The 18,962-nt window shown below is 71.9% G+C and carries 19 protein-coding genes; 9 read left to right on the forward strand and 10 right to left on the reverse strand.

All coding sequences use genetic code 11. The annotated features are described in order from the left end of the window. Window position 1 precedes the first annotated feature (1 nt). On the reverse strand, window positions 2-403 hold the full coding sequence (locus U5C87_RS04700; RefSeq protein WP_330475472.1) for a hypothetical protein: 402 nt from the start codon (window positions 401-403) through the stop codon (window positions 2-4). Between U5C87_RS04700 and U5C87_RS04705 the strand changes: the two genes are divergently transcribed. Together U5C87_RS04705 and U5C87_RS04710 are read left to right on the forward strand one after the other, a co-directional pair. After that, window positions 397-1,221: a response regulator transcription factor gene (locus U5C87_RS04705; RefSeq protein WP_330475473.1), complete on the forward strand. Its 825-nt coding sequence runs from the start codon at window positions 397-399 to the stop codon at window positions 1,219-1,221. The genes U5C87_RS04700 and U5C87_RS04705 overlap by 7 nt on opposite strands. Next, window positions 1,214-2,425, forward strand: a complete 1,212-nt coding sequence (locus tag U5C87_RS04710; RefSeq protein ID WP_330475474.1) for a sensor histidine kinase — start codon at window positions 1,214-1,216, stop codon at window positions 2,423-2,425. Before U5C87_RS04705 ends, U5C87_RS04710 begins: the two co-directional genes overlap by 8 nt. Here U5C87_RS04710 and U5C87_RS04715 read toward each other — a convergent pair. Then, window positions 2,392-2,751, reverse strand: a complete 360-nt coding sequence (locus tag U5C87_RS04715; protein WP_330475475.1) for a hypothetical protein — start codon at window positions 2,749-2,751, stop codon at window positions 2,392-2,394. The two genes, U5C87_RS04710 and U5C87_RS04715, sit on opposite strands and share 34 nt — an antisense overlap. A gap of 397 nt (window positions 2,752-3,148) precedes the next feature. On the opposite strand from U5C87_RS04715, the gene U5C87_RS04720 reads away from it, so the two are divergent. After that, a complete protein-coding gene (locus U5C87_RS04720; protein WP_330475476.1) occupies window positions 3,149-3,382 on the forward strand; it encodes a hypothetical protein in 234 nt (77 codons plus the stop codon). Between the two features lie 373 nt (window positions 3,383-3,755). On the opposite strand, the gene U5C87_RS04725 is transcribed toward U5C87_RS04720, so the two are convergent. Both U5C87_RS04725 and U5C87_RS04730 read right to left on the reverse strand, forming a co-directional pair. Further along, a complete protein-coding gene (locus U5C87_RS04725; RefSeq protein ID WP_330475477.1) occupies window positions 3,756-4,826 on the reverse strand; it encodes a hypothetical protein in 1,071 nt (356 codons plus the stop codon). 125 nt (window positions 4,827-4,951) lie between these two features. After that, window positions 4,952-5,587, reverse strand: coding sequence for an antitoxin (locus U5C87_RS04730; protein ID WP_330475478.1), 636 nt, complete (start codon window positions 5,585-5,587; stop codon window positions 4,952-4,954). 175 nt (window positions 5,588-5,762) lie between these two features. Between U5C87_RS04730 and U5C87_RS04735 the strand changes: the two genes are divergently transcribed. From U5C87_RS04735 to U5C87_RS04745, 3 genes are all read left to right on the forward strand, one after another. Beyond that, entirely contained in the window at window positions 5,763-6,281 is a 519-nt protein-coding gene (locus U5C87_RS04735; protein ID WP_030197507.1) for a peptidylprolyl isomerase, read from the forward strand. 119 nt (window positions 6,282-6,400) lie between these two features. After that, window positions 6,401-7,297, forward strand: a complete 897-nt coding sequence (locus U5C87_RS04740; protein WP_330475479.1) for a rhomboid family intramembrane serine protease — start codon at window positions 6,401-6,403, stop codon at window positions 7,295-7,297. A gap of 6 nt (window positions 7,298-7,303) precedes the next feature. Then, window positions 7,304-7,888 carry an AAA family ATPase gene (locus U5C87_RS04745; RefSeq protein ID WP_330475480.1) on the forward strand — a complete coding sequence of 195 codons (585 nt, stop codon included), beginning with the start codon at window positions 7,304-7,306 and terminating at the stop codon, window positions 7,886-7,888. Window positions 7,889-8,124: 236 nt separating this feature from the next. On the opposite strand, the gene U5C87_RS04750 is transcribed toward U5C87_RS04745, so the two are convergent. After that, window positions 8,125-8,376 carry a cell division protein CrgA gene (locus U5C87_RS04750; RefSeq protein ID WP_020141592.1) on the reverse strand — a complete coding sequence of 84 codons (252 nt, stop codon included), beginning with the start codon at window positions 8,374-8,376 and terminating at the stop codon, window positions 8,125-8,127. Between the two features lie 424 nt (window positions 8,377-8,800). Here U5C87_RS04750 and U5C87_RS04755 point away from each other — a divergent pair, with 424 nt between their 5' ends. The 3 genes from U5C87_RS04755 (at window position 8,801) to U5C87_RS04765 (ending at window position 11,214) form a co-directional block, all read left to right on the forward strand. Beyond that, window positions 8,801-9,583 carry a helix-turn-helix transcriptional regulator gene (locus tag U5C87_RS04755; RefSeq protein ID WP_330475481.1) on the forward strand — a complete coding sequence of 261 codons (783 nt, stop codon included), beginning with the start codon at window positions 8,801-8,803 and terminating at the stop codon, window positions 9,581-9,583. Window positions 9,584-9,676: 93 nt separating this feature from the next. Then, on the forward strand, window positions 9,677-10,558 hold the full coding sequence (locus U5C87_RS04760) for a DUF881 domain-containing protein (RefSeq protein WP_330475482.1): 882 nt from the start codon (window positions 9,677-9,679) through the stop codon (window positions 10,556-10,558). Between the two features lie 26 nt (window positions 10,559-10,584). Continuing rightward, complete coding sequence (locus U5C87_RS04765; RefSeq protein WP_330475483.1) at window positions 10,585-11,214, forward strand: aminodeoxychorismate/anthranilate synthase component II; 630 nt, start codon at window positions 10,585-10,587, stop codon at window positions 11,212-11,214. Between the two features lie 106 nt (window positions 11,215-11,320). Here U5C87_RS04765 and pknB read toward each other — a convergent pair whose 3' ends face one another. The 5 genes from pknB to U5C87_RS04790 form a co-directional block, all read right to left on the reverse strand. Next, the gene (gene pknB, locus U5C87_RS04770; RefSeq protein ID WP_330475484.1) at window positions 11,321-13,174 is read right to left on the reverse strand and encodes a Stk1 family PASTA domain-containing Ser/Thr kinase; all 1,854 of its coding nucleotides are present in this window, start codon (window positions 13,172-13,174) and stop codon (window positions 11,321-11,323) included. Window positions 13,175-13,286: 112 nt separating this feature from the next. Next, window positions 13,287-14,693 carry a serine/threonine-protein kinase gene (locus U5C87_RS04775; RefSeq protein ID WP_330475485.1) on the reverse strand — a complete coding sequence of 469 codons (1,407 nt, stop codon included), beginning with the start codon at window positions 14,691-14,693 and terminating at the stop codon, window positions 13,287-13,289. After that, window positions 14,690-16,150, reverse strand: a complete 1,461-nt coding sequence (locus tag U5C87_RS04780) for a peptidoglycan D,D-transpeptidase FtsI family protein (protein WP_330475486.1) — start codon at window positions 16,148-16,150, stop codon at window positions 14,690-14,692. The genes U5C87_RS04775 and U5C87_RS04780 overlap by 4 nt, the downstream gene beginning before the upstream one ends. Next, the gene (locus U5C87_RS04785) at window positions 16,147-17,544 is read right to left on the reverse strand and encodes an FtsW/RodA/SpoVE family cell cycle protein (RefSeq protein ID WP_330475487.1); all 1,398 of its coding nucleotides are present in this window, start codon (window positions 17,542-17,544) and stop codon (window positions 16,147-16,149) included. The genes U5C87_RS04780 and U5C87_RS04785 overlap by 4 nt, the downstream gene beginning before the upstream one ends. Continuing rightward, a complete protein-coding gene (locus U5C87_RS04790) occupies window positions 17,541-18,962 on the reverse strand; it encodes a PP2C family protein-serine/threonine phosphatase (RefSeq protein WP_330475488.1) in 1,422 nt (473 codons plus the stop codon). Before U5C87_RS04790 ends, U5C87_RS04785 begins: the two co-directional genes overlap by 4 nt.

The following is an 18,962-nucleotide window of genomic DNA, read 5'->3' on the forward strand; positions in this document are numbered from 1 at the left end:
GTCACCGATGGCGTATGCCGCGGCGTTCGTCTCGTTCGCACTCGCGGGTCTCCTGGTCGTCACCCTGGTCGCCCGCGCCGACCCGGCGGCCTACGTGGTGGTCGTGCTCGGCGCCGGTGCGGCGGTCAGCGCGGGTGTCGGCCTCGGGCTGGCCTGGGGCAACGGCGTGCTGGCGCGGACCGTCGCCTCCGTCGTCGGGATCGGGGCCGTCGTCGGCGTCCTCCTGCTCGTGAGGGTCGGCGCGCCCGGTGGGTCGCCCGCGCCGGCCGGATGGGCGCCGTGGCTGGCGCTCGCGCTCGGCGGGGTGCTGCTCGTCCTCGTCGCGATCGACGGCGCCCGACGACCTCGGACCGCCGAGGATGGTGCGTTCTGCGCAGATGCGGATAATTTGGCCAGATGGCACCTCAGGTTCTGCTCGTGGAGGACGACCCCGACATCGCCCCGACGCTCATCATGGCGTTGCAGCGCGAAGGCCATGTGGTCACGCATGCGCCGACAGGAGCCGCTGCCGTCGAGCACGTGGCCGCAGGGGAGGTCGACGTCGTCCTGCTCGACCTCGGCCTGCCCGACATCGACGGCCTCGAGGTCTGCCGTCGCATCCGGGCCGATGGCTACGCGGGTGCCGTGCTGATCCTCACGGCGCGCGACGGCGAGCTCGACCGCGTCGTCGGGCTCGACGTCGGCGCCGACGACTACCTCTCCAAGCCCTTCTCGCTCTCCGAGCTGCTGGCCCGGATCCGGGCCACCCTGCGCCGCGGCTGGGCGGTCGGCCCGCCCGGCAACGAGGTCGCGCCCAGCGCCACGGGTGACCCCGGTGCTGCCTCGCCTGCAGCCTCGAAGGCCCCGTCAACGTCGCCCTCGTCGGCGACGCACCCCACCACCGCGGCTTCGCCCGACCCGAACCGGGGGACGACCTCGGCGGCGAACGCCCTCACCGTCGACACGAGGTCGCGCCGCGCCTTCGTCCGAGGCACCGAGCTGTCCCTGACCGCCAAGGAGTTCGACGTGCTCGCACTCCTCGACGCCGAACGGGGCGCCGCCATCACCCGCGAGCAGCTGATGAGCGAGGTGTGGGACGAGAACTGGTTCGGGTCGACCAAGACGCTCGACGCCACCGTCGGCCGCCTGCGCCAGAAGCTCGAGACGAGCGCAAGTCCGGTGCGCATCGCCACCGTCCGCGGCGTCGGCTTCCGGTTAGAGGACGAGCCGATACATGCGTGAGCGGCTCGTCGCCGCCCTCGTCGGTACCGTCGTCGTGGTGGTCGCGGTCATGGGCCTCGTCCGCGCCTACGCGACGGCCGGCGAGCTGGAGCGGTCGGCGCATGCGACGGTCGAACGGTCGCTGGCCATGGCTACCGTCGCGGTGGACGAGCGCCGCACGGGCGGGCGCGAGGTGACGCCGGACTTCCTCACGGCCCTGTCCGGCGGCGTCGTCAACCTCGCCTACCGGCCTGTCGGCGGCGCCGCAGTGACCGGTGGCCCAGCCGTGCCGGCCTCGGACCGTGAGTTCGCCGCGAGCTCCCACCTCGGGGACGGCGCCCAGCTGACCGTGGTGCGCCCGGCGGAGGACATCGGCCGTCGGATCTCCGATGCCCTGCTGCCGCTGGTGCTGCTCGCCCTCGGCCTCGTGCTCGCGGCGGCCGTCGTCGGATGGTTCCTCGCCCGACGGCTGGCCCGACCGTTCCAGGAGCTGGCGGTGGCGGCCCGAGCCCTCGCGCAAGGACGCCCGGGCGTGCGTGTGCCGCACTACGGGTCGCCGGAGGCGGAGTCGATCGGTGAGGCCCTGCGTGACGGGCTGGCGCGTCTGGACGGGCTGCGCGAGCGCGAGCACCAGTTCGCCGTGGCTGCCTCGCACGAGCTGCGCAGCCCCATCACGGCGATCCGGCTGCGAGTCGAGGGCCTGGCGCTGCACCCCGACCTTCCGGACGATGCACGGCACGACGTCGACGAGCTGCAGCGCGGCCTCGAGCGCCTCTCCACCGCGGTGATCGAGGTGCTCGACATGGCGCGGGAGGACCGGAGCGTCGACCCGGTGGATGCTCGGCGGCTCCTCCGGGAGGTTGTCGACGGCCTGCCCTCACGAAGGAACCGTCGCCGCGTCGAGCTGGCGTCGACGGGTGGCGCACTCGCCGTCGACGTGCCCGCGGAGGGTTTCACCGAGGTCGCGGCGGCGCTGCTCGACGACTGCCTGGCCCGGGGCCGCGGCACGGTCCGCGCTGCGGTCACCGGTCACGGGAGCCACGTCGAGCTCGTCGTCTCGGACGAGGGTCAGCGCCGCGCCGCCCCTGACCTGCTCCATGCGGGGACGGCACCATCGCACCTGGCCGAGGCGGTCACGACCGCCGAGTCCTTCGGGGGTCGGCTCATGGTGGTGGACGCCGCCACGCACAGCTACCGGCTGCTCGTCCCCAGCTCCGGGGCCTGATCCGACGGGACCCTGGCGACCTGCACCTCGTGAGCGGGGTTGCCGCCGTACCGGCTGCCGGCCGGGACCTCCGAGCCCTTCATGAGGAACGAGTCGGCCTCGAGCACGGCGCCGTCGGAGATGGTGACGCCGTAGTGCACGAAGGCACCCACGCCGAGGGTGACCCCCGAGCCGACGCGGACGCCTTCGAGCTTGAAGGCGCCGTCCTCCATCGAGTGGCACTGGATGATGCTGCCCGAGTTGAAGGTGCAGCCGTCGCCGATCGACACGATGCTCTTCTCCGGGATCGCGAGCCCGTCGTCGAAGACGCGCCGCCCGAGGCGCACCCCCAGCACCCGCCACAGCAGCGGCCGGAAGGGTGTGCCGCTGAGCGCGGGCGACAGGGCCCCGAGGAACTTCCAGTAGCGCTCGTGCCGCCAGAAGCCCCGCGGGCGTGGCCCGCCCGAACGCGTCGAACCTCAACGTCCCGACGGGCGGGATCCTCTCGGGCATGACCGTGGCGCGGCTCGGGACCGGAGGGAAGGTCACCGTCTACTCGCAGTCGGCGTCGGATGTCGTCGTGGACGTGTCCGGCTGGCTGCCGCCGCCCTCCGACCTCACGGCGCTGACCCCGAGCGGGTCCTCGACACCCGGACGGGCCTGGGAGCGCCGAAGAGGGCACTCACCGCGGGTCAGGTCGTCGGCCTGCAGGTCACCGGTCGCGGCGGGGTCCCGGCAACGGGCGTGAGCGCCGTGCTGCTCAACGTCACGGTCACCGGCACCCGCGCCCCCGGGGTGGTGACGGCCTACCCGAGCGGGTCGAGCCGTCCCTCGACCTCGACGCTGAACTTCGTCGCCGGACAGACGGTTGCCAACAGTGTCCTGGCGAAGGTCGGCCCGGACGGGCGGGTCAACCTCCACACGACGGCCGGGACGCAGCTCGTCGCCGACGTGCAGGGGTACGTGCGGCGCTCGTAGGGATCCGTCGCAGCTCCCTCTGGCGCACGGGCCGTTCCGGTGCCATGCTCGGAGGAGCACCACGGCCACGCCTACCAGCGCCGGTCGACCGGTGCCTCGGTGGAAGGAACCAATTCCGCTTGATGTGATGGAAACTTCATCGAGCCCCTCGCGCAACCGGCTGGACTGGGTCTAGACTGGTGGAAGCGAAGGGTTGGGCACGCACGAACCGCGCCCAGCCCTTCTGCATGTGCTGGCTCGCGCTGTCCCCCTGTCGGTGCGAGCCAGCTCAAGCAGAGAAGGACCCGGATGCCTCGGCATCCGGGTCCTTCTCTTTGTGCTCTCTTGCTGCCCTGCGGTCCGCTGCGTGCTCGTGGAGCACGCAGCGGACGGGTCAGCTCGGGCTGTCGCCGTTCTCCTCGGCGAGCTTCGCCTTGGCCGAGCCACGCGGAGACGCCTTGGTCGAGGCGCCGTTGATCGTGCCGCCCTCGACCGCCTCGGACGTGATCGCGTCGGAGTCGGGGGCCGGGTCGACCGCGGTGACCTCGCCGGCGGAGGTGCCGGCCTCGTCGGCGACCGACTCGACGGACTCCATCGACTCGACGGACTCGCCGGAGCGGTCCTTGGCGTCGGCGATCGCCGACTGACCCTTGGCGGCGAGGTCGCCCGCCTTGTCCTTGGCGGCGTCGGCGAGCTCGGAGCCCTTCTCCTTCGCCTTGCTCGCGGCGTCGGCGACGGCGTCCTTGGCATGACCGACCTGCTCGGCCGCCTTGTCCTTGAGCGTCGTCGTGTCGGTGCCGAGGGTGCCCGTGCCGGAGCGCGAGTCGAGCGGCGTGGCCCACGGGTCGTCGGCCTGCTGCTGCTTGCGGAAGGCGGCGACGGCAGCCACGGCGGCAGCGGTCAGGCCGATGGCGATGAGCCACTTGCCCTTGCCGCCACGCTTCTTGGCGACCGCGTCGCCCTTGAGGACGGAGTAGGCGTCCTGGGCGCGGTGCCCACCGACGGCCGCGGTCTCCTTGGCCTGGGCGGCGGCTTGCTCGAGGTGCGGCGCAGCCGCCTCACGAGCCTGCTCGGCGCCAGCGGCGAGAGCGGCAGCCGCGGTCGCGATGGCTGCGCCCACCTTGGGCAGCACGGTGTCGACGAGGGTCGACTGCGCGGCCTCCACCTTGGGCTTCGCGCGGTCGGCGGCGTCGTGGAACGCGTCACCGGCGACGTCCTTGGCCGTGGCCGCTGCGTCGTACAGGCGCTCACGGGCGGCCTCGGCCGCGTCCTGGAGGGCCGGCGCGGCGCTCTCCTTCGCGGCGTACGCGCGGTCCTTGGCGGCCGAGGCTGCCTCGCTCGCGGTGTCGGCGGCGCTGTCGCGCAGCGAGCCGATGCGGTCACCTGCCGCGGAGCCGAGGTCGGCTGCCGCGGAACGGGCCTGGTCTACGGCAGCCTCCGTGCGGGACTGCTTGGTTCGGAACATACGTCCTCCTAGGTCCTGTCGTCCGTACCCATCCTGCCAACTTCGGCCACGCGCCGCACGGACACGGGGTCGGGCGTGCCCGACGTCATGCCCGCACGGATCGCGTATGCCGTGTGGTGCCTCGGTCAGCTCGTGGCGTCGTGCGGGGGCTGGGTCCCCCGGGGGGCGGCGTCCGCGTCCTCGGGCGTCGGGGCGTCCGGGTGCGGGGCCGTCGGGGCCGTCGGGGCCGGCGGATGGTCGAGCCCGAGGACGGTGTCCTCGAGGGTCGTGTCCTCGAGCGCCTCGCGCGTCTGGACGGGCACGTCGCCGGCGGCTGCGCCGAACCCGCTGTCGTGCACCGGGGTCGGCGGGTCGATCGGGGACGGCGCGTCGAGCGGGCTCGCCGACACGGGCGCCGGTGCCTCGGGGTCGACGGGGAACGGCTCGCCGTCCGTCACGCCGGCCGCCCCGGCTGCCGCTGCCGCGCCGGTCGCGGTCGTCGGACCCGAGGTGTGGCCCTCGGCGACCTTGTCGACGCCCCGGTCGACCTGCTCCCTGACCTTGGCCACCTTGTCGGCGTACTTGCCGTCGGTCTTCTCGTCGATCTTGGCGCTGGCAGTCTCGACGTAGCCGTCGATCTTCTCGCGGTTCTCGGCGGCGAAGTCACCCGCCTTCTCGCGTGCCTGCTTGGCGGCGGCGGCGGCCTGCTCCTGCAGGTGCTTGGCCTTGGCCTCGAGGTCGAGCTCCTCGGCCTTCTTCTTCAGCTTGTCCATGAACGACATCGGCACTCCGTCCTGCGCCGGCCGGTGGCCGGCTGCTCATCGGGTCGCGTCCCCAACTGCTGTGAGGTCGATCCTTCTCCTTGGCCAACGGTGGGTCCAGCCCCAGCGTTCCGCCTCACGGGGGCGCATACCCGGCCGGACGGCATACGTGCTCGGTCGTGCGAGGATTGGGCCCATGAAGGCAACCCTGCACACGAACCACGGTGACATCGTCATCGACCTCTTCGAGCACCAGGCCCCGAAGACGGTGGAGAACTTCGTCGGTCTCGCCAAGGGCGAGAAGGAGTACAAGGACGACGCCGGGCGCACCAACCCGACCCCGTTCTACGACGGCCTGATCTTCCACCGCATCATCCCGAACTTCATGATCCAGGGCGGCTGCCCGATCGGTCAGGGCTTCGGTGGCCCGGGCTACGCGTTCGACGACGAGATCAGCCCCGACAAGGACTTCACCAAGCCCTACATCCTCGCCATGGCCAACGCCGGCAAGCGCATGGGCAAGGGCACCAACGGCTCGCAGTTCTTCATCACCACGGCGGCCACGACGTGGCTGCAGGGCAAGCACACGATCTTCGGTGAGGTCGCCGACCAGGCCTCGCGCGACGTCGTCGACAAGATCGGTGCCGTCGCCACCGGCGCCAACGACAAGCCGCTCGAGGACGTCGTCATCAACTCGGTCACCATCGAGGACTGACGCTCCACCGCTTCACCGCTTCACTGCTCCACCGCCCACGGACGCGACCGGCAGGGGGAATCCCGTTGTCTGACAACCCGATCAGTGGCCAGCCCGGCCATGACTCTGCAGAGCCGGGAGTGCCGCAGCCCGCTGCCGGTCCGTCCGTGTGCCCGCGCCACCCCGACCGCGAGGCCTACGTCCGCTGCCAGCGCTGCGGCCGTCCCGCGTGCCCCGAGTGCCAGCGCCTCGCCGCCGTCGGCATCCAGTGCGTCGACTGCGTGCGCGAGGCCGCCCAGGCCTCGCCGAGCGCTCGCACCGTCTTCGGTGGCCGGGCGACCGACGGCACGCCCGTCGTCACCTACACGATCATCGCGATCTGCGCCGTCGTCTACCTCGCGCAGCGCGCCAGCGACACCGTCACCCAGAACTACGCGTTCGCGCCCTACCTCGGCTGGACCGAGCCGTGGCGCTTCGTCACGGCGGCGTTCCTGCACTCGCCGACGACCTTCTTCCACATCCTGCTCAACATGTTCGCGCTGTGGTCGCTCGGTCAGTACCTCGAGCCGATGCTCGGCCGGGCGCGGTTCGCCGCGCTCTACCTCATCAGCGGCATCGGCGGCCAGGTCGCTGTCACCCTGCTCGCCGCCGCGCCGACGCTCGAGAACCTCCGCGCCGGCATCGGGGGCGCCTGGTTCGGCGCCGTCGTCGGCGCCTCCGGCGCGATCTTCGGCCTCTTCGGCGCCCTCCTCGTGCTCAACCGGCACCTCGGGCGGTCCTCGACGGCGATGTACGCGACGATCGCGATCAACGCCGCCTTCGGCTTCCTCTACCCCGGCATCTCGTGGCAGGCCCACCTCGGAGGCCTCGTCACCGGCATCATCTGCGCCCTCGCCATCGTGGTGTTCCGGCGCCAGGGCGTGCGCCATCTCGTCTGGGCCGCCTTGAGCGCCGTGCTCGCCCTGCTCGTCGTCGTCGCGGTGGCCAAGTACCTCACCGTGCCCCAGCCCATCCGCGATCTGAGCATCTTCGGCTGAGTCCCCGTGCACCTCCTCTGCCTCACCGGGCCACCGGCCGTCGGCAAGATGACGGTGGGACGCGCGGTGTGCGACCGCACCGGCTTCCGGCTCTTCCACAACCACATGTCGATCGAGCCGCTGCTCGGCATCTACGACTTCGGCACGCCGTCCTTCCAGCGGATCAACGCGATGATCCGCCGCGAGGTCATCGCCGAGTCGGTGGTGGCCGACCTGCCCGGCCTCGTCTTCACCTTCGCCATCGACCTCGACCGTCCGGGCGACCTCGTCCAGCTGCAGGAGCTCATCGCGCCCGTCGAGCGGGCCGGCGCCCCCATCGACGTCGTCGAGCTGCTAGCACCGCAGGAGGTCCGCCTCGCCCGTGAGGGTGGCGCCGACCGGATGGACCACAAGCGGAGCAAGCGCGACGTCGAGTGGGCCCGCTCCCACGTCGTCGACCTCGAGTCGCGCGCGAGGTTCACCACCGACCCCGAGCGGGACGGCGACCGGCTGCTGCCGGGGCACCGGCACCTGCGCCTCGACAACGCCCACGGCGACCCCGCGCTGACGGCCGACCGCATCGTCACCGAGCTCGGCCTGCCGCGCCTCTGACGGACCGTTCCCACAGGCGCGGGAGAAGTTGTCCACCGGGTGTGGACAACCCTGTGGATGTAGTTACACACGTGTCATTCATCCCCAGCTGGGGACAACTGTGTGGATAACTCGGGGGTCCTGCGCTGGACGTTGTGCACGGCCGTCATCCACAGCTGTGGACCGAAAAGCAGGACGCCGGCCGTCCACAGCGTGTGGACAGCCGGCGTCGAGTCGCCTGTGGGGAGAGCGCGTCGTCAGCGCCACCGCATCGTCATGATGAATCCGCCCATGAGCAGGACGAAGCCCACCCCGAGGTTCCAGACCCCGATCGAGCCGATGGGGTACTTGTACTCGGTCACGTAGTAGACGACGATCCACAGCAGCCCGAGGACGAGCAGCGTGATGAAGACGGGCGCCCACCAGGTGGGGTTGGGCTCGGCGGCCTTGCTGGTGCGGGGCGGGGTGTATGCCGCCGCCTTGTGGTCGCGGCCTTTGGACTCGGGCACTGCGTTCTCCTTGCTCTGAGTTGAGGCAAGGGTAACCAATGACGCCCGCCGCGTCCCTGCCCGAGCAGGTGAGCCTGCCTCGCCAGATGTGAGCAGACGCGAAGCCGACACGAAACAGACACGGCCGGACGCGAGCGGTGGCGCCCCCTGTCCGCGCCCCGCTCGCCGGGTCCCCCCGGCGACCGCCAGCACCATGTCAAAGGGGCGGTGCCCGTGTCGTGCTCGTCGGTCCCCCGTTGCACGAACCTGCAACGCGCCGCCCCGGCCCGCGGTTCGTCCAGCCGCCGCCGATGCCGACGCCGAGGCCGGTGCCGAGGCCGGTGCCGGTGTCTGCGTCGCTGTGGCCTCGGAGCTCACGGTCCGCGCTCGAGTTGACCCCCGCGACGAACCCGGCATGCTGGCAGCAAGCACGCGAGAACAGGGGATGACGTTGAAGACCAGCCCAGTCCCGGGCGACACCGACCTCGCCGCGTCGGCCGTGGAGCTGTCGGGCGTCGTCAACTCCTTGGCCGTGACGCACCTCGGCGGTGGCCCGACGCCCGGCTTCCGGCGGCTCGGCACCGGCAGCGAGGAGATCGAGCGCAACCTCGCCGAGGCCGTCGAGCCCCTGACCCGCCGCTCGGCGTGGTCGATGCAGCCGCTCATCCACTTCGATCCCGGCGACGGTGTGCGCAGGACCAACGCCCGGTCGAGCGCGCGCGGACTCGACATGCGCACGATGACCACTGAGCGCACGCTGCGCATCAACCCGCTCGCCTCGTCCGAGGACCCCGGCCTCCGCATCGGCCCCGCGCTCTTCCAGTGCATCCTCGTCGACGAGTCCACGGCCGTCGTCGGTGGGCCACTCAGCCCCCAGGGCTTCCCCACGGCGTGGCTCGCCACGCGGTCCGACGTCGTGCAGCACGTGATCCGCCTCTGGCACGAGACCTGGGCGCGGTCGCGCCCCGCCGTCCCCGCCGGCACGGCCCCGCCCTTCGCCGCGCGGCAGTGCCTCGTGGCCCGGCGTCTCGTCGTCGGCACCAAGGACGCGGCCATCGCGCGCGAGTTCGGCGTCTCGCTGCGCACCGTGGCCGCCGAGATCTCCCACCTCGTGGCCCAGCCTGGCGCGAGCAACCGTGCGGCGGCCACCCTCGCGCTGCGTGGGGGCACGCCGCAGGTCGAGGCAGCCTCGATGGCGCCCTACCTCCGGGCGGCCGGCGAACGGTGACGGGCGCAGCCGCCAGCACGGTGGTGAGCCCCCACTCGCCGTGACGGGGCACAATGGAGGCTGCGCGGACGGTCCGCGCGAGCGAGGTCACCCGTGAAGCAGGACAGCGAGCACCCCGAGGCGCCCGAGCAGCCCGAGGCCCCGGAGCCGACCGAGGCCCCGGAGCCGACCGAGGTGTCGGACTCAGCCGACGACACCTCCGCCGTGTCCTCTGCCGTGCCCTCGACCGAGCCTCCCGCGGCGGCACCCCGCCCGCGGCGACGGCTCACGTGGGGCCTGCTCGTCCCGGTCGTCATGGGCGCAGCGGGCCTGATGTTCGCGATGAGCTTCCAGGCCGCCCAGGGCCGGGACCTGCGCGCCGACCGTGACCTGCCGCAGCTCATCATGGAGGGCGACTCCCGCGTGGCCGAGAAGGCCGGGGTCCTCGACGAGCTCCAGAAGGAGGTCGAGGCGTTGACCAAGACGAACGCGCCGACCGACGACCATCTCTCGAGCCTGACCCGCTCCGCCGACGAGCTCGCCGCGACCGCCGCCACGACCAAGGTCCGTGGCCCGGCGCTCGAGGTCTCGCTCGACGACGCCAAGCGCAGCGCCGACTCGCTGCCCGACGGCTTCACCGCCGACGACATCGTCGTGCACCAGCAGGACGTGCAGGCCGTCGTCAACGCGCTGTGGACCTCCGGCGCCGAGGCGATGATGATCCAGGACCAGCGCGTCATCTCCACGAGCGCCGTCCGCTGCGTCGGCAACACCCTGATCCTGCAGGGCCGGGTCTACGCGCCGCCCTACCGCATCACCGCCATCGGCGACATCGACCGGATGGAGCGCGGCCTCGATGCCGACCCGTCCGTCACGATCTACAAGCAGTACGTCGACGCCGTCGGCCTCGGCTACGGGCTGCACACCATCAACTCGATCGAGTTCCCCGCCTACTCCGGCTCGGTCGACTTCCAGTACGCGACGCCGATCCGCTGAGCGCCCCCACCATCCCTGAGGCCCGCATGACCCGCATCCTCGTCATCGACAACTACGACAGCTTCGTCTACACGATCGTCGGCTACCTCGAGCAGCTCGGCGCCGAGTGCACCGTTGTCCGCAACGACGCCGTCGAGGCGCGCGCTGCTGCCGACCACGACGGCGTCCTCGTCTCGCCCGGCCCGGGCACCCCCGAGGGCGCCGGCGTGTCGATGGACGCCATCCGTGAGTGCGCCCGCACCGGCACGCCGATGTTCGGCGTCTGCCTCGGGCACCAGGCGCTCGGCGCCGTCATGGGCGCGACCGTCGGCCGGGCTCCCGAGCTGCTCCACGGCAAGACCTCGCTCGTGCACCACGACGGGACCGGCGTCCTCGAGGGTCTGCCGAGCCCGTTCACCGCGACGCGCTACCACTCGCTGACGATCGACCCGGCGACGCTGCCCGACGAGCTCGTCGCCACCGGCCACACCGACTCGGGCCTCGTCATGGCGGTGCGGCACCGCGATCTGCCGCTGCACGGCGTCCAGTTCCATCCGGAGAGCGTCCTGACCGAGGGCGGCCACCGGATGCTCGCGAACTTCCTCGCGATGTGCGGCGACGCGCACGCCGTCGAGCGCTCGGTCGGGCTCAGCCCGCTCGTGACCGCCGCGGTCTGACGGGAGCCGACCACCCGGCATACGCCATCGCACGCGAAAGGGCCCCTCCCGCTCGGGAAGGGGCCCTCTCGTATGCCGTGTGGTGTCCTCGACTGCTACGCGTGAGCTACTGACCGGGCGGGGTGGTCGCCGTGCCGGTGCCGGTGTCGGTGGTCGTCGGCGACGGGGGCGGCGGGGTGACGGTGACCGTCGCCGTCTGGTTGGGCGTGCGCGCCACCTTGACGGTGATCTGCGTGCCGGCCTTGACGACGTCGCCGGCCCGGTCGACCGAGAGGACCTCGTCGGGGTTCTTGTCCGAGTCGACGGTCTCCTTGCGCGGGTCGAGGCCGGCCTTCTGGAGGGCGACCGCGGCCAGCGCCCAGTCCTGCCCGACGAGGTTGTCGGGGACCTTGACGTTGCCGGTGGCGTAGAAGATCTTGATCTTCGAGCCCTTGGCGACGACCGACTGGGCGGCCGGTTCGGTCTTGGTCACCTTGTTCTTCGACTGGTCGGGAGTGTTCTCCTCCTGGAAGCCAGACACGACGAAGCCCTGCTTCTCCAGCTCCGCGCGCGCCTCGTCCTTGTCGAAGCCGGTGACGTCGGGGACCGTGAGGTTGTCGGGCCCGGTCGAGACGACGTACTTGACGACCGACTGCTCGGCGATCTTCGTGCCCGACTTCGGGTCCTGGCTGATGACGTCGCCCTCGGCCACGGTGGTGCTCGCCGCGGTCGACTTCTCACCCCGCAGGTTGTTGGTCGCCAGGGTGCGGGCCGCCGTCTCCTCCTTCATGCCCTCGATGGTGGGCACCGAGACCATCGTCACGGCGGGCGTCTGGTTGCCGAACCAGGAGACGGCGCCCCAGCCGACGAGCGCGAGCACGGCGATGACGAGCAGCGTGATGAGGGCGGCCTTGCCCTTGCCGCCCTTGCCCTGCTCGTCATCCTCGTCGTGGCCGACGGCCGGGAGCCCGGCGGTGTTCTCGTAGCGTTCCCGGCGCGCGGTGACCGGAGCCTGCACGGCGGTGGGGGTGCCGGCGACGGCATACGCCTGCGGGAGGGTCTGCGTCGCAGTGGCTCCGACGGCCGCGGCCGTGCCCAGCGCGGCCGCGCTGATCTGGCGCCCGAGCCGGACGTTCTCGAGGTCGGCCCGGAAGGCCGCCGCGTTCTGGTAGCGGGCCTCGCGGTCCTTGGCGAGCGAGTGCAGCGTGACGGCGTCGAGGTCGCCGCCGACGGCGTCGTTGAAGACGCTCGGGGGCTGCGGCAGCTCGCCGACGTGCTGGTAGGCGATGGCGACGGGCGAGTCGCCGGTGAACGGCGGGCGCCCGGCGAGCAGCTCGAAGAGCAGGCAGCCCGTCGAGTAGAGGTCGGAGCGCGCGTCGACCGTCTGGCCCTGCGCCTGCTCCGGCGAGAGGTACTGCGCGGTGCCGACGACCGACTGGGTCTGGGTCATCGTCGCGGCCGTGTCGGCGATCGCGCGCGCGATGCCGAAGTCCATGACCTTGACGTGCCCGTTGCTCGTGATCATGACGTTGGCCGGCTTGATGTCACGGTGGACGATGCCCATCCGGTGGCTGTAGGCCAGCGCGTCGAGGATGCCCTCGGTGACCCGGATCGCCTCGGCCGGCTCGAGCTGCTCGTGCTCGTTCAGCTGCTGGCGCAGGGTCTGGCCGTCGACGTACTCCATGACGATGTAGGGAAGCGTCGTGCGCGTGCCGTTGGGGCCCTCGACGACGCTGTCGTCCTCGCCCGAGTCGAAGATGGCGACGATCGCCGGGTGGTTGAGCCCGGCCGCCGACTGGGCCTCGCGGCGGAAGCGCATGAGGAAGTTCGCGTCGCGCGCGAGGTCCGAGCGCAGCATCTTGATGGCGACCTGGCGTCCGAGACGGGTGTCGTGGCCGAGGTGCACGTCGGCCATCCCGCCACGACCGATCAGCTCGCCGACCTCGTAGCGTCCGCCGAGGACACGGGGTGCGGTGCTCACGTCGTTGGCCTCTGCTCGTTCGGGTGCTGGGTCATCCTGGTCCGCTCGTCGTGCGCCTGCGTCGCGCTGCTCGGGCTCGGGTGGGTCGGGCTGGTGGGGCTGCTCGGGCATGTCACTTCGCCTTGCCGCCCTTCCCCTTGTTCCTGCCGGGGTGGGCAGGCTTCGGGGAGGTCTTCGTCGTCGTGGCCTTCGTCGTGGTCCGGCTCGACGTCTGCTTCGGGCTCGCGGTGGTCGGCTTCGGGCTGCTCGTCGCGCGGGGCGTGCTGGGGGTGGCGGTCGCAGTCGGGACCGTGGTCGCGGGCGTCGTGGCGGCGGCCGGCCGTGCGTCGGGGCTCGCGGCCGGACCGTTCATGACGCTGCCGAGGGCGAAGGCCCCCAGTGAGACGACCGCGACGGCCGGGACGGCGAGCCAGGCCACGCGACTGCGGCGGCTGCTGTCGCGCGAACCGGCTCCGGACGACGATCCCGACGGCGGCCTCGACGACGCGAGGCGAGAACGGCGGGACGACGCGCGGGACGCGGCCCGGGACGTGACGCCCGAAGCGCCGGGGGCGCCGGCGGCGACCGGCAGCAGCCGGGTGGTCGAGGGCGTCGTGGGAGGTGTGGGCGTCACGCCGGGCAGCGACCCGAGCGGCACGCCGGCGGCCTCGGCCACGGCGCGCGCGTCGGCGGGGCGGTCGGCAGCCGACTTGGCGAGGCACGCGTCGACGACCTCACGCAGGTCGAGCGGCACGGTGCCGGGCAGCTCGGGCGGCGGGTCGTTGACCTGGGCGATCGCCGTCGCGACGGGCGTGCCCATGTCGAACGGCTTGCGGCCGGTGATCATCTCGTGCGCCACGACGCCGAGGGAGTAGAGGTCGCTCGAGGCGGTCGCCTGCTCGCCGAGGGCCTGCTCCGGGCTGATGTAGTCAGGGGTGCCGAGCACCTCGCCGGTCAGGGTGTGCCCCGACCCGTCGCCGACCCGGGCGATGCCGAAGTCGGTCAGCTTGGCCTGTCCCTCCGGCGTCACGATGATGTTGGCGGGCTTGACGTCGCGGTGCACGACACCGGCCTCGTGGGCCGCCGACAGGGCCAGGGCCGCCTGGCCGAGCACCGAGCGCACCTCGTCGGCCGGCATGCCGCCGTCGCTCTCGCGGATGATCTCGCCCAGCGTGCGTCCCGGCACGAGCTCCATGACGAGGTATGCCGTGCCGTCCTCCTCGCCGTAGTCGAAGACCGCCGCGATGTTGGGGTGGTGCAGCGACGCGCTGCCGCGGGCCTCGTCACGGAAGCGGTCGAGGAAGGCGACGTCGTCGGGGCCCTGGGGCCGCATCACCTTGACGGCGACCGGGCGCTGGAGCACGTCGTCGGTGGCCTCCCACACGTCGCCCATCCCGCCGGAGGCGATGGCGGCGCCGAGCGTGTAGCGGCCGCCGAGGGTCGAGCCCGTCCGGAGGTCCGGGGTCGACAGGGGGGTCGACAGCTGGGTCGTCGGGTTGGTCGACAGGTGGGTCGACAGCGGCGTCGTCGGGTGGGTCATCGGCTCAGCACCGCCTCCATGACTGCCCGCGCGATCGGTGCGGCGACGCGGCCACCGCCGATCTCGCTGCCGGTGACACCGCCGTCCTCGACGACGACGGCGACGGCGACCTTCGGGTTGACGGCCGGGGCGAAGGAGATGAACCACGCGTGCGGCGGCTTGCCCGGGTCGTGCTGCGCGGTGCCGGTCTTGCCGGCGACGTCGACGCCGGCGATCCGGGCGCGGGCGCCGCTGCCGTTGTCGACGACGGAGACCATCATCTTGGTCAGCGTGCTGGCGGTCTGCTCCGAGACGGCCTGCGACAGCTCGACCGGATCGGGCGTCGACTCGATGATGTCGAGGTTGGCGCTGCGCACCGAGTCGATGAGGTAGGGCGTCATGACCCGGCCCTGGTTGCCGATGCCGGCCGCGACCATCGCCATCTGCAGCGGGGTCGAGCGCACGTCGTACTGGCCGATGGCGGCCTGGGCGGCCTGGGGGGCGTTGAGGTCGGCGGGCACCGAGCTCGTCGCGACGCGCATCGGGATCTGGAGCGAGTCACCGAAGCCGAACTTCGCGGCCTGCGCGCGCAGCTTCTCGCCGCCGAGGTCGAGGCCGAGCGAGCCGAAGGTGGTGTTGCACGAGATCTCGAGCGCGTGGATGAGCGTCGTCTCGTTGTTGGGTCCGCAGGCGCGACCGTCCTCGTTGGGCAGGTTGGTGCTCGTCAGCGGCAGGTCGAGCTCGGCCGGCCCCGGCACGGTGGAGTTCTCGTCGCTGACGACGCCGTTCTCGAGCGCGGCCGCGGCCGTCACGACCTTGAAGGTCGACCCGGGCGGGTAGACGCCGCTGATGGCGCGGTTGAGGTAGGGCTTGTCCTTGTCGGTCGACAGGCTCTGCCAGGCCTTGGCCGCCTTGGAGAGGTCGTGGCTCGAGAGCGGGTTGGGGTCGTAGGTCGGGTGGCTGACCATGGCGAGGATGGCGCCGGTCTTGGGGTCGAGGGCCACGACCGCGCCCTTGCTCTCGCCGAGCGCCTTGTCGGCGGCGGCCTGCGCCTTGGGGTCGATCGTCAGCTCGATCGTGGCGCCCGACGTCTTGCGGCCGGTGATGAGGTCGGTGACCCGGCGGACGAAGAGCGTGTCGGCGTCGCCGGAGAGCAGGTCGTCGGCGGCGTGCTCGAGGCCGTACGGGGCGCCGACGGAGTAGGAGTAGAAGCCGGTCAGCTGCGCGTAGAGCTTGTCTTGGGGGTAGGTGCGCAGGAAGCGGTACTGGTCCTCGACGGACACCGACTTCGCGACGGCCTGGCCGCCGACGACGATCGACCCGCGCTCGCGCGAGTAGGTGTCGAGCAGCGTGCGCTTGTTGGTCGACATCGCGTTGAGCGTCTTGGCCTGGGTGAACTGCACGATCGTCGAGGCCACGAGCAGGGTGGTGAAGAGCACGGCGATGAGGACCGAGAGGCGGCGGATCGGGGTGTTCACGGGAGCCTCACCACCTGGGTGACCTCGGCCGGTGACGGGTCGTCGGCGGCGACGCCCACGGGGATCTCGGGCATCGGGCGACGGGCCTGGTCGGAGATGCGCAGCAGCAGCGCCATGATGACCCAGTTCGCGAGCAGGGACGAGCCGCCGAGCGACATGAACGGGGTCGTCAGGCCGGTCAGCGGGATGACCCGGGTGACACCGCCGATGACGATGAAGAGCTGGAAGGCGACGGAGAACGCGAGGCCGATCGCGAGCAGCTTGCCGAAGCCGTCGCGCACGCCGAGGGCAGTGCGGATGCCGCGCTCGCAGAAGAGCAGGTAGAGCACGATGATCGCGACCGAGCCGAAGAGCCCGAGCTCCTCACCGAGGGCCGGGAAGATGAAGTCGCTCTCGGCGAAGGACGTCAGGTAGGGCCGGCCCGCGCCGAGCCCGGTGCCGGTGAGACCGCCGGAGGCCATGCCCCAGAGGCCGTTGGCCAGCTGGTTGGACCGCTCGAGGTTGTCCGCCGAGAAGGGGTCGAGCCAGAGGTCGACGCGCTTCTGGAAGTGCGTGAAGGCCGAGAGCGCGAAGGTGACGGCCACCGCGAAGAGCAGCAGGCCGATCGCGATCCACGAGACGCGCTCGGTCGCGACGTAGAGCATCGCGACGAAGAGCCCGAAGAAGAGCAGGGCCGAGCCGAGGTCCTTCTGGAAGACGAGCACGAGCAGCGCGAGCACCCAGGCCACGAGGATCGGGCCGAGGTCGCGACCGCGCGGGAAGGTGAAGCCGAGGACCTTCTTGCCGGCGAGGGAGAGCACGTCGCGGGTCTGGACGAGGTAGCCGGCGAAGAAGATGGCGAGGGCGATCTTGGCGAACTCACCGGGCTGGAAGTTGAGCGGGCCGATGGAGATCCAGATCTGCGAGCCGTTGATGGTGCGGCCGATGCCGGGCACGAGCGGCAGCAGCAGGAGCACGAAGCCGGCCGCCATCGTCACGAAGGTGTAGCGGCGCAGCAGGCGGTGGTCACGGAGCACGAAGAGCACGGCCACGGCGAGCACGACGGCGAGCGTGGTCCAGATGAGCTGGCGGTAGGCGTCGCCGTCGGTGCCGAGCTTGCCGCGCGCGAGGTCGAGGCGGTGGATCATGACGAGGCCGAGGCCGTTGAGCACCGTCGTGATCGGCAGCAGCACCGGGTCGGCGTAGGCCGCCTTCCACCGCAGGACGAGGTGGACGCCCACCGTCAGGAGCGTGAAGCCGCCGGCGACCGGGATGATGTTGGCCGGCACGGTGCCGTTGCGGTTGAGGTCGGTGGTGACCCACGCGAGCAGCACGATGGCGATCGCGAGGACGAGCAGGAGCAGCTCCGCGCCGCGGCGCGTCCGGGGGGTCAGCGGCTCGACGGTCGTCGTCACGCCACCACCCCCACGAGGCGGTCGGCGGACCCGGCGGCGGCGGCCGGGTTCGTCGTCGAGGTGCTCGGTCCGGGTGTCGACGGCGACGGGGTGGGTGACGTCGGGGACGGCGAGGTGGGAGGCGTCGTCGGGATCGGCGTGGGCGCCGTCGACGTGCCGCACGGCGTGCCGGTCGCGGCGAGGTGCTGGCAGCGCAGGGCCTCGCCGCGCAGGGCCGACACCTTGATCTCGGCGTCGGCGATGTCGCGGGCCGGGATCGTGTTGGCGACGGAGGCCTGGACGTCGGTCGGCAGGTCGGAGACGAGCACGTCGGACGGGGACTCGACGTGCGAGAGCTTGATCGGGCCGAGGTCCTGCGAGACCCCGCGGAAGATCGCGACGTGGCCCGCGTCGGCCGCGACGAAGAACTGCTTCTGCGACCAGGCCCACGCGGCATACCCGCCGCCGCCGAGGATGGCGGCCACGACGAGCACGCCGATGGTGCGCAGCACGATCGTGGACCGGCGCGAGCGCTTGCCGTCCTCGGCGAGCTCGAGGGCGTCGTCGTCGGGCTCGGCGCGGCCGGTGGCCTCGCGCGAGAGCGCCGCGGCCTTCTCGGCCGGGCTCGTCGGGATCGCCCGGGTGCGTCCGCGCATCCGCTTGCCGGCGGCGCCGACGACCTGCGGCACGGTGGTCGGCAGGTCGTCGCCGTCCGCGTCGACGACCTCGGCGACGATGACGGTGACGTTGTCGCGCGTGCTCGCCTTGAGGGCGATCTCGATGCAGCGGTCCGCGGCCTCGTCGGGCGTGCGGGCCTCGCGGAGGATCTCCTCGATGACGTCGGCGCCGACGAAGTCGGACAGGCCGTCGGAGCACATGAGGAAGCGGTCGCCGATCTTCGCCTCGCGCAGCGAGGTGTCCGGCTCGTCGTCGGGCTGGCCCGTCATGACCCGGGTCACGACCGAGCGCTGCGGGTGGTGCCCGGCGTCCTCCTTGGAGATGCGCCCCTCGTCGATGAGCTGCTGGACGAAGGAGTGGTCCTTCGTGATCTGCGAGAACGTGTCGCCGCGCAGCATGAAGGCGCGGGAGTCGCCGATGTGGGCCATGGCGAGCTTGTTGCCGGTGCGGAGCATGACGATCGTCGTGCTCCCCATCCCCGCGAGCTCGGAGTTCTCGCGCATCGCCTTGGTGAGCTTGGCGTTGGCGGAGTGCAGTGCCTCCTCCAGGAGTGGGATCGCCTGGTCGGCGGTCACGTCCTCCTCGTCGAGGGGGGCGAGCTCGCCGACGATCATCGAGCTCGCGACGTCGCCCGCGGCGTGCCCGCCCATCCCGTCGGCGAGGACGAGCAGGTTGGGGCCGGCATACCCCGAGTCCTCGTTGCGGGACTTCGGTCCCAGCCCGAGGTCGGAGCGCGCGGCATAGCGCAGGGCGATGGCCAC

Source organism: Terrabacter sp. C0L_2, assembly GCF_036352015.1.
Taxonomy (GTDB): Bacteria; Actinomycetota; Actinomycetes; order Actinomycetales; family Dermatophilaceae; genus Terrabacter; species Terrabacter tumescens.

Coding starts and splice junctions, on each gene's coding strand:
- U5C87_RS04735 (WP_030197507.1), top strand. CDS start 5,763: ATGAAGGCAACCCTGCACACGAACCACGGTGACATCGTCATCGACCTC.
- U5C87_RS04775 (WP_330475485.1), bottom strand. CDS start 14,693: ATGACCCACCCGACGACGCCGCTGTCGACCCACCTGTCGACCAACCCG.
- U5C87_RS04755 (WP_330475481.1), top strand. CDS start 8,801: ATGACGTTGAAGACCAGCCCAGTCCCGGGCGACACCGACCTCGCCGCG.
- U5C87_RS04765 (WP_330475483.1), top strand. CDS start 10,585: ATGACCCGCATCCTCGTCATCGACAACTACGACAGCTTCGTCTACACG.
- U5C87_RS04705 (WP_330475473.1), top strand. CDS start 397: ATGGCACCTCAGGTTCTGCTCGTGGAGGACGACCCCGACATCGCCCCG.
- U5C87_RS04725 (WP_330475477.1), bottom strand. CDS start 4,826: ATGTTCCGAACCAAGCAGTCCCGCACGGAGGCTGCCGTAGACCAGGCC.
- U5C87_RS04730 (WP_330475478.1), bottom strand. CDS start 5,587: ATGTCGTTCATGGACAAGCTGAAGAAGAAGGCCGAGGAGCTCGACCTC.
- U5C87_RS04710 (WP_330475474.1), top strand. CDS start 1,214: ATGCGTGAGCGGCTCGTCGCCGCCCTCGTCGGTACCGTCGTCGTGGTG.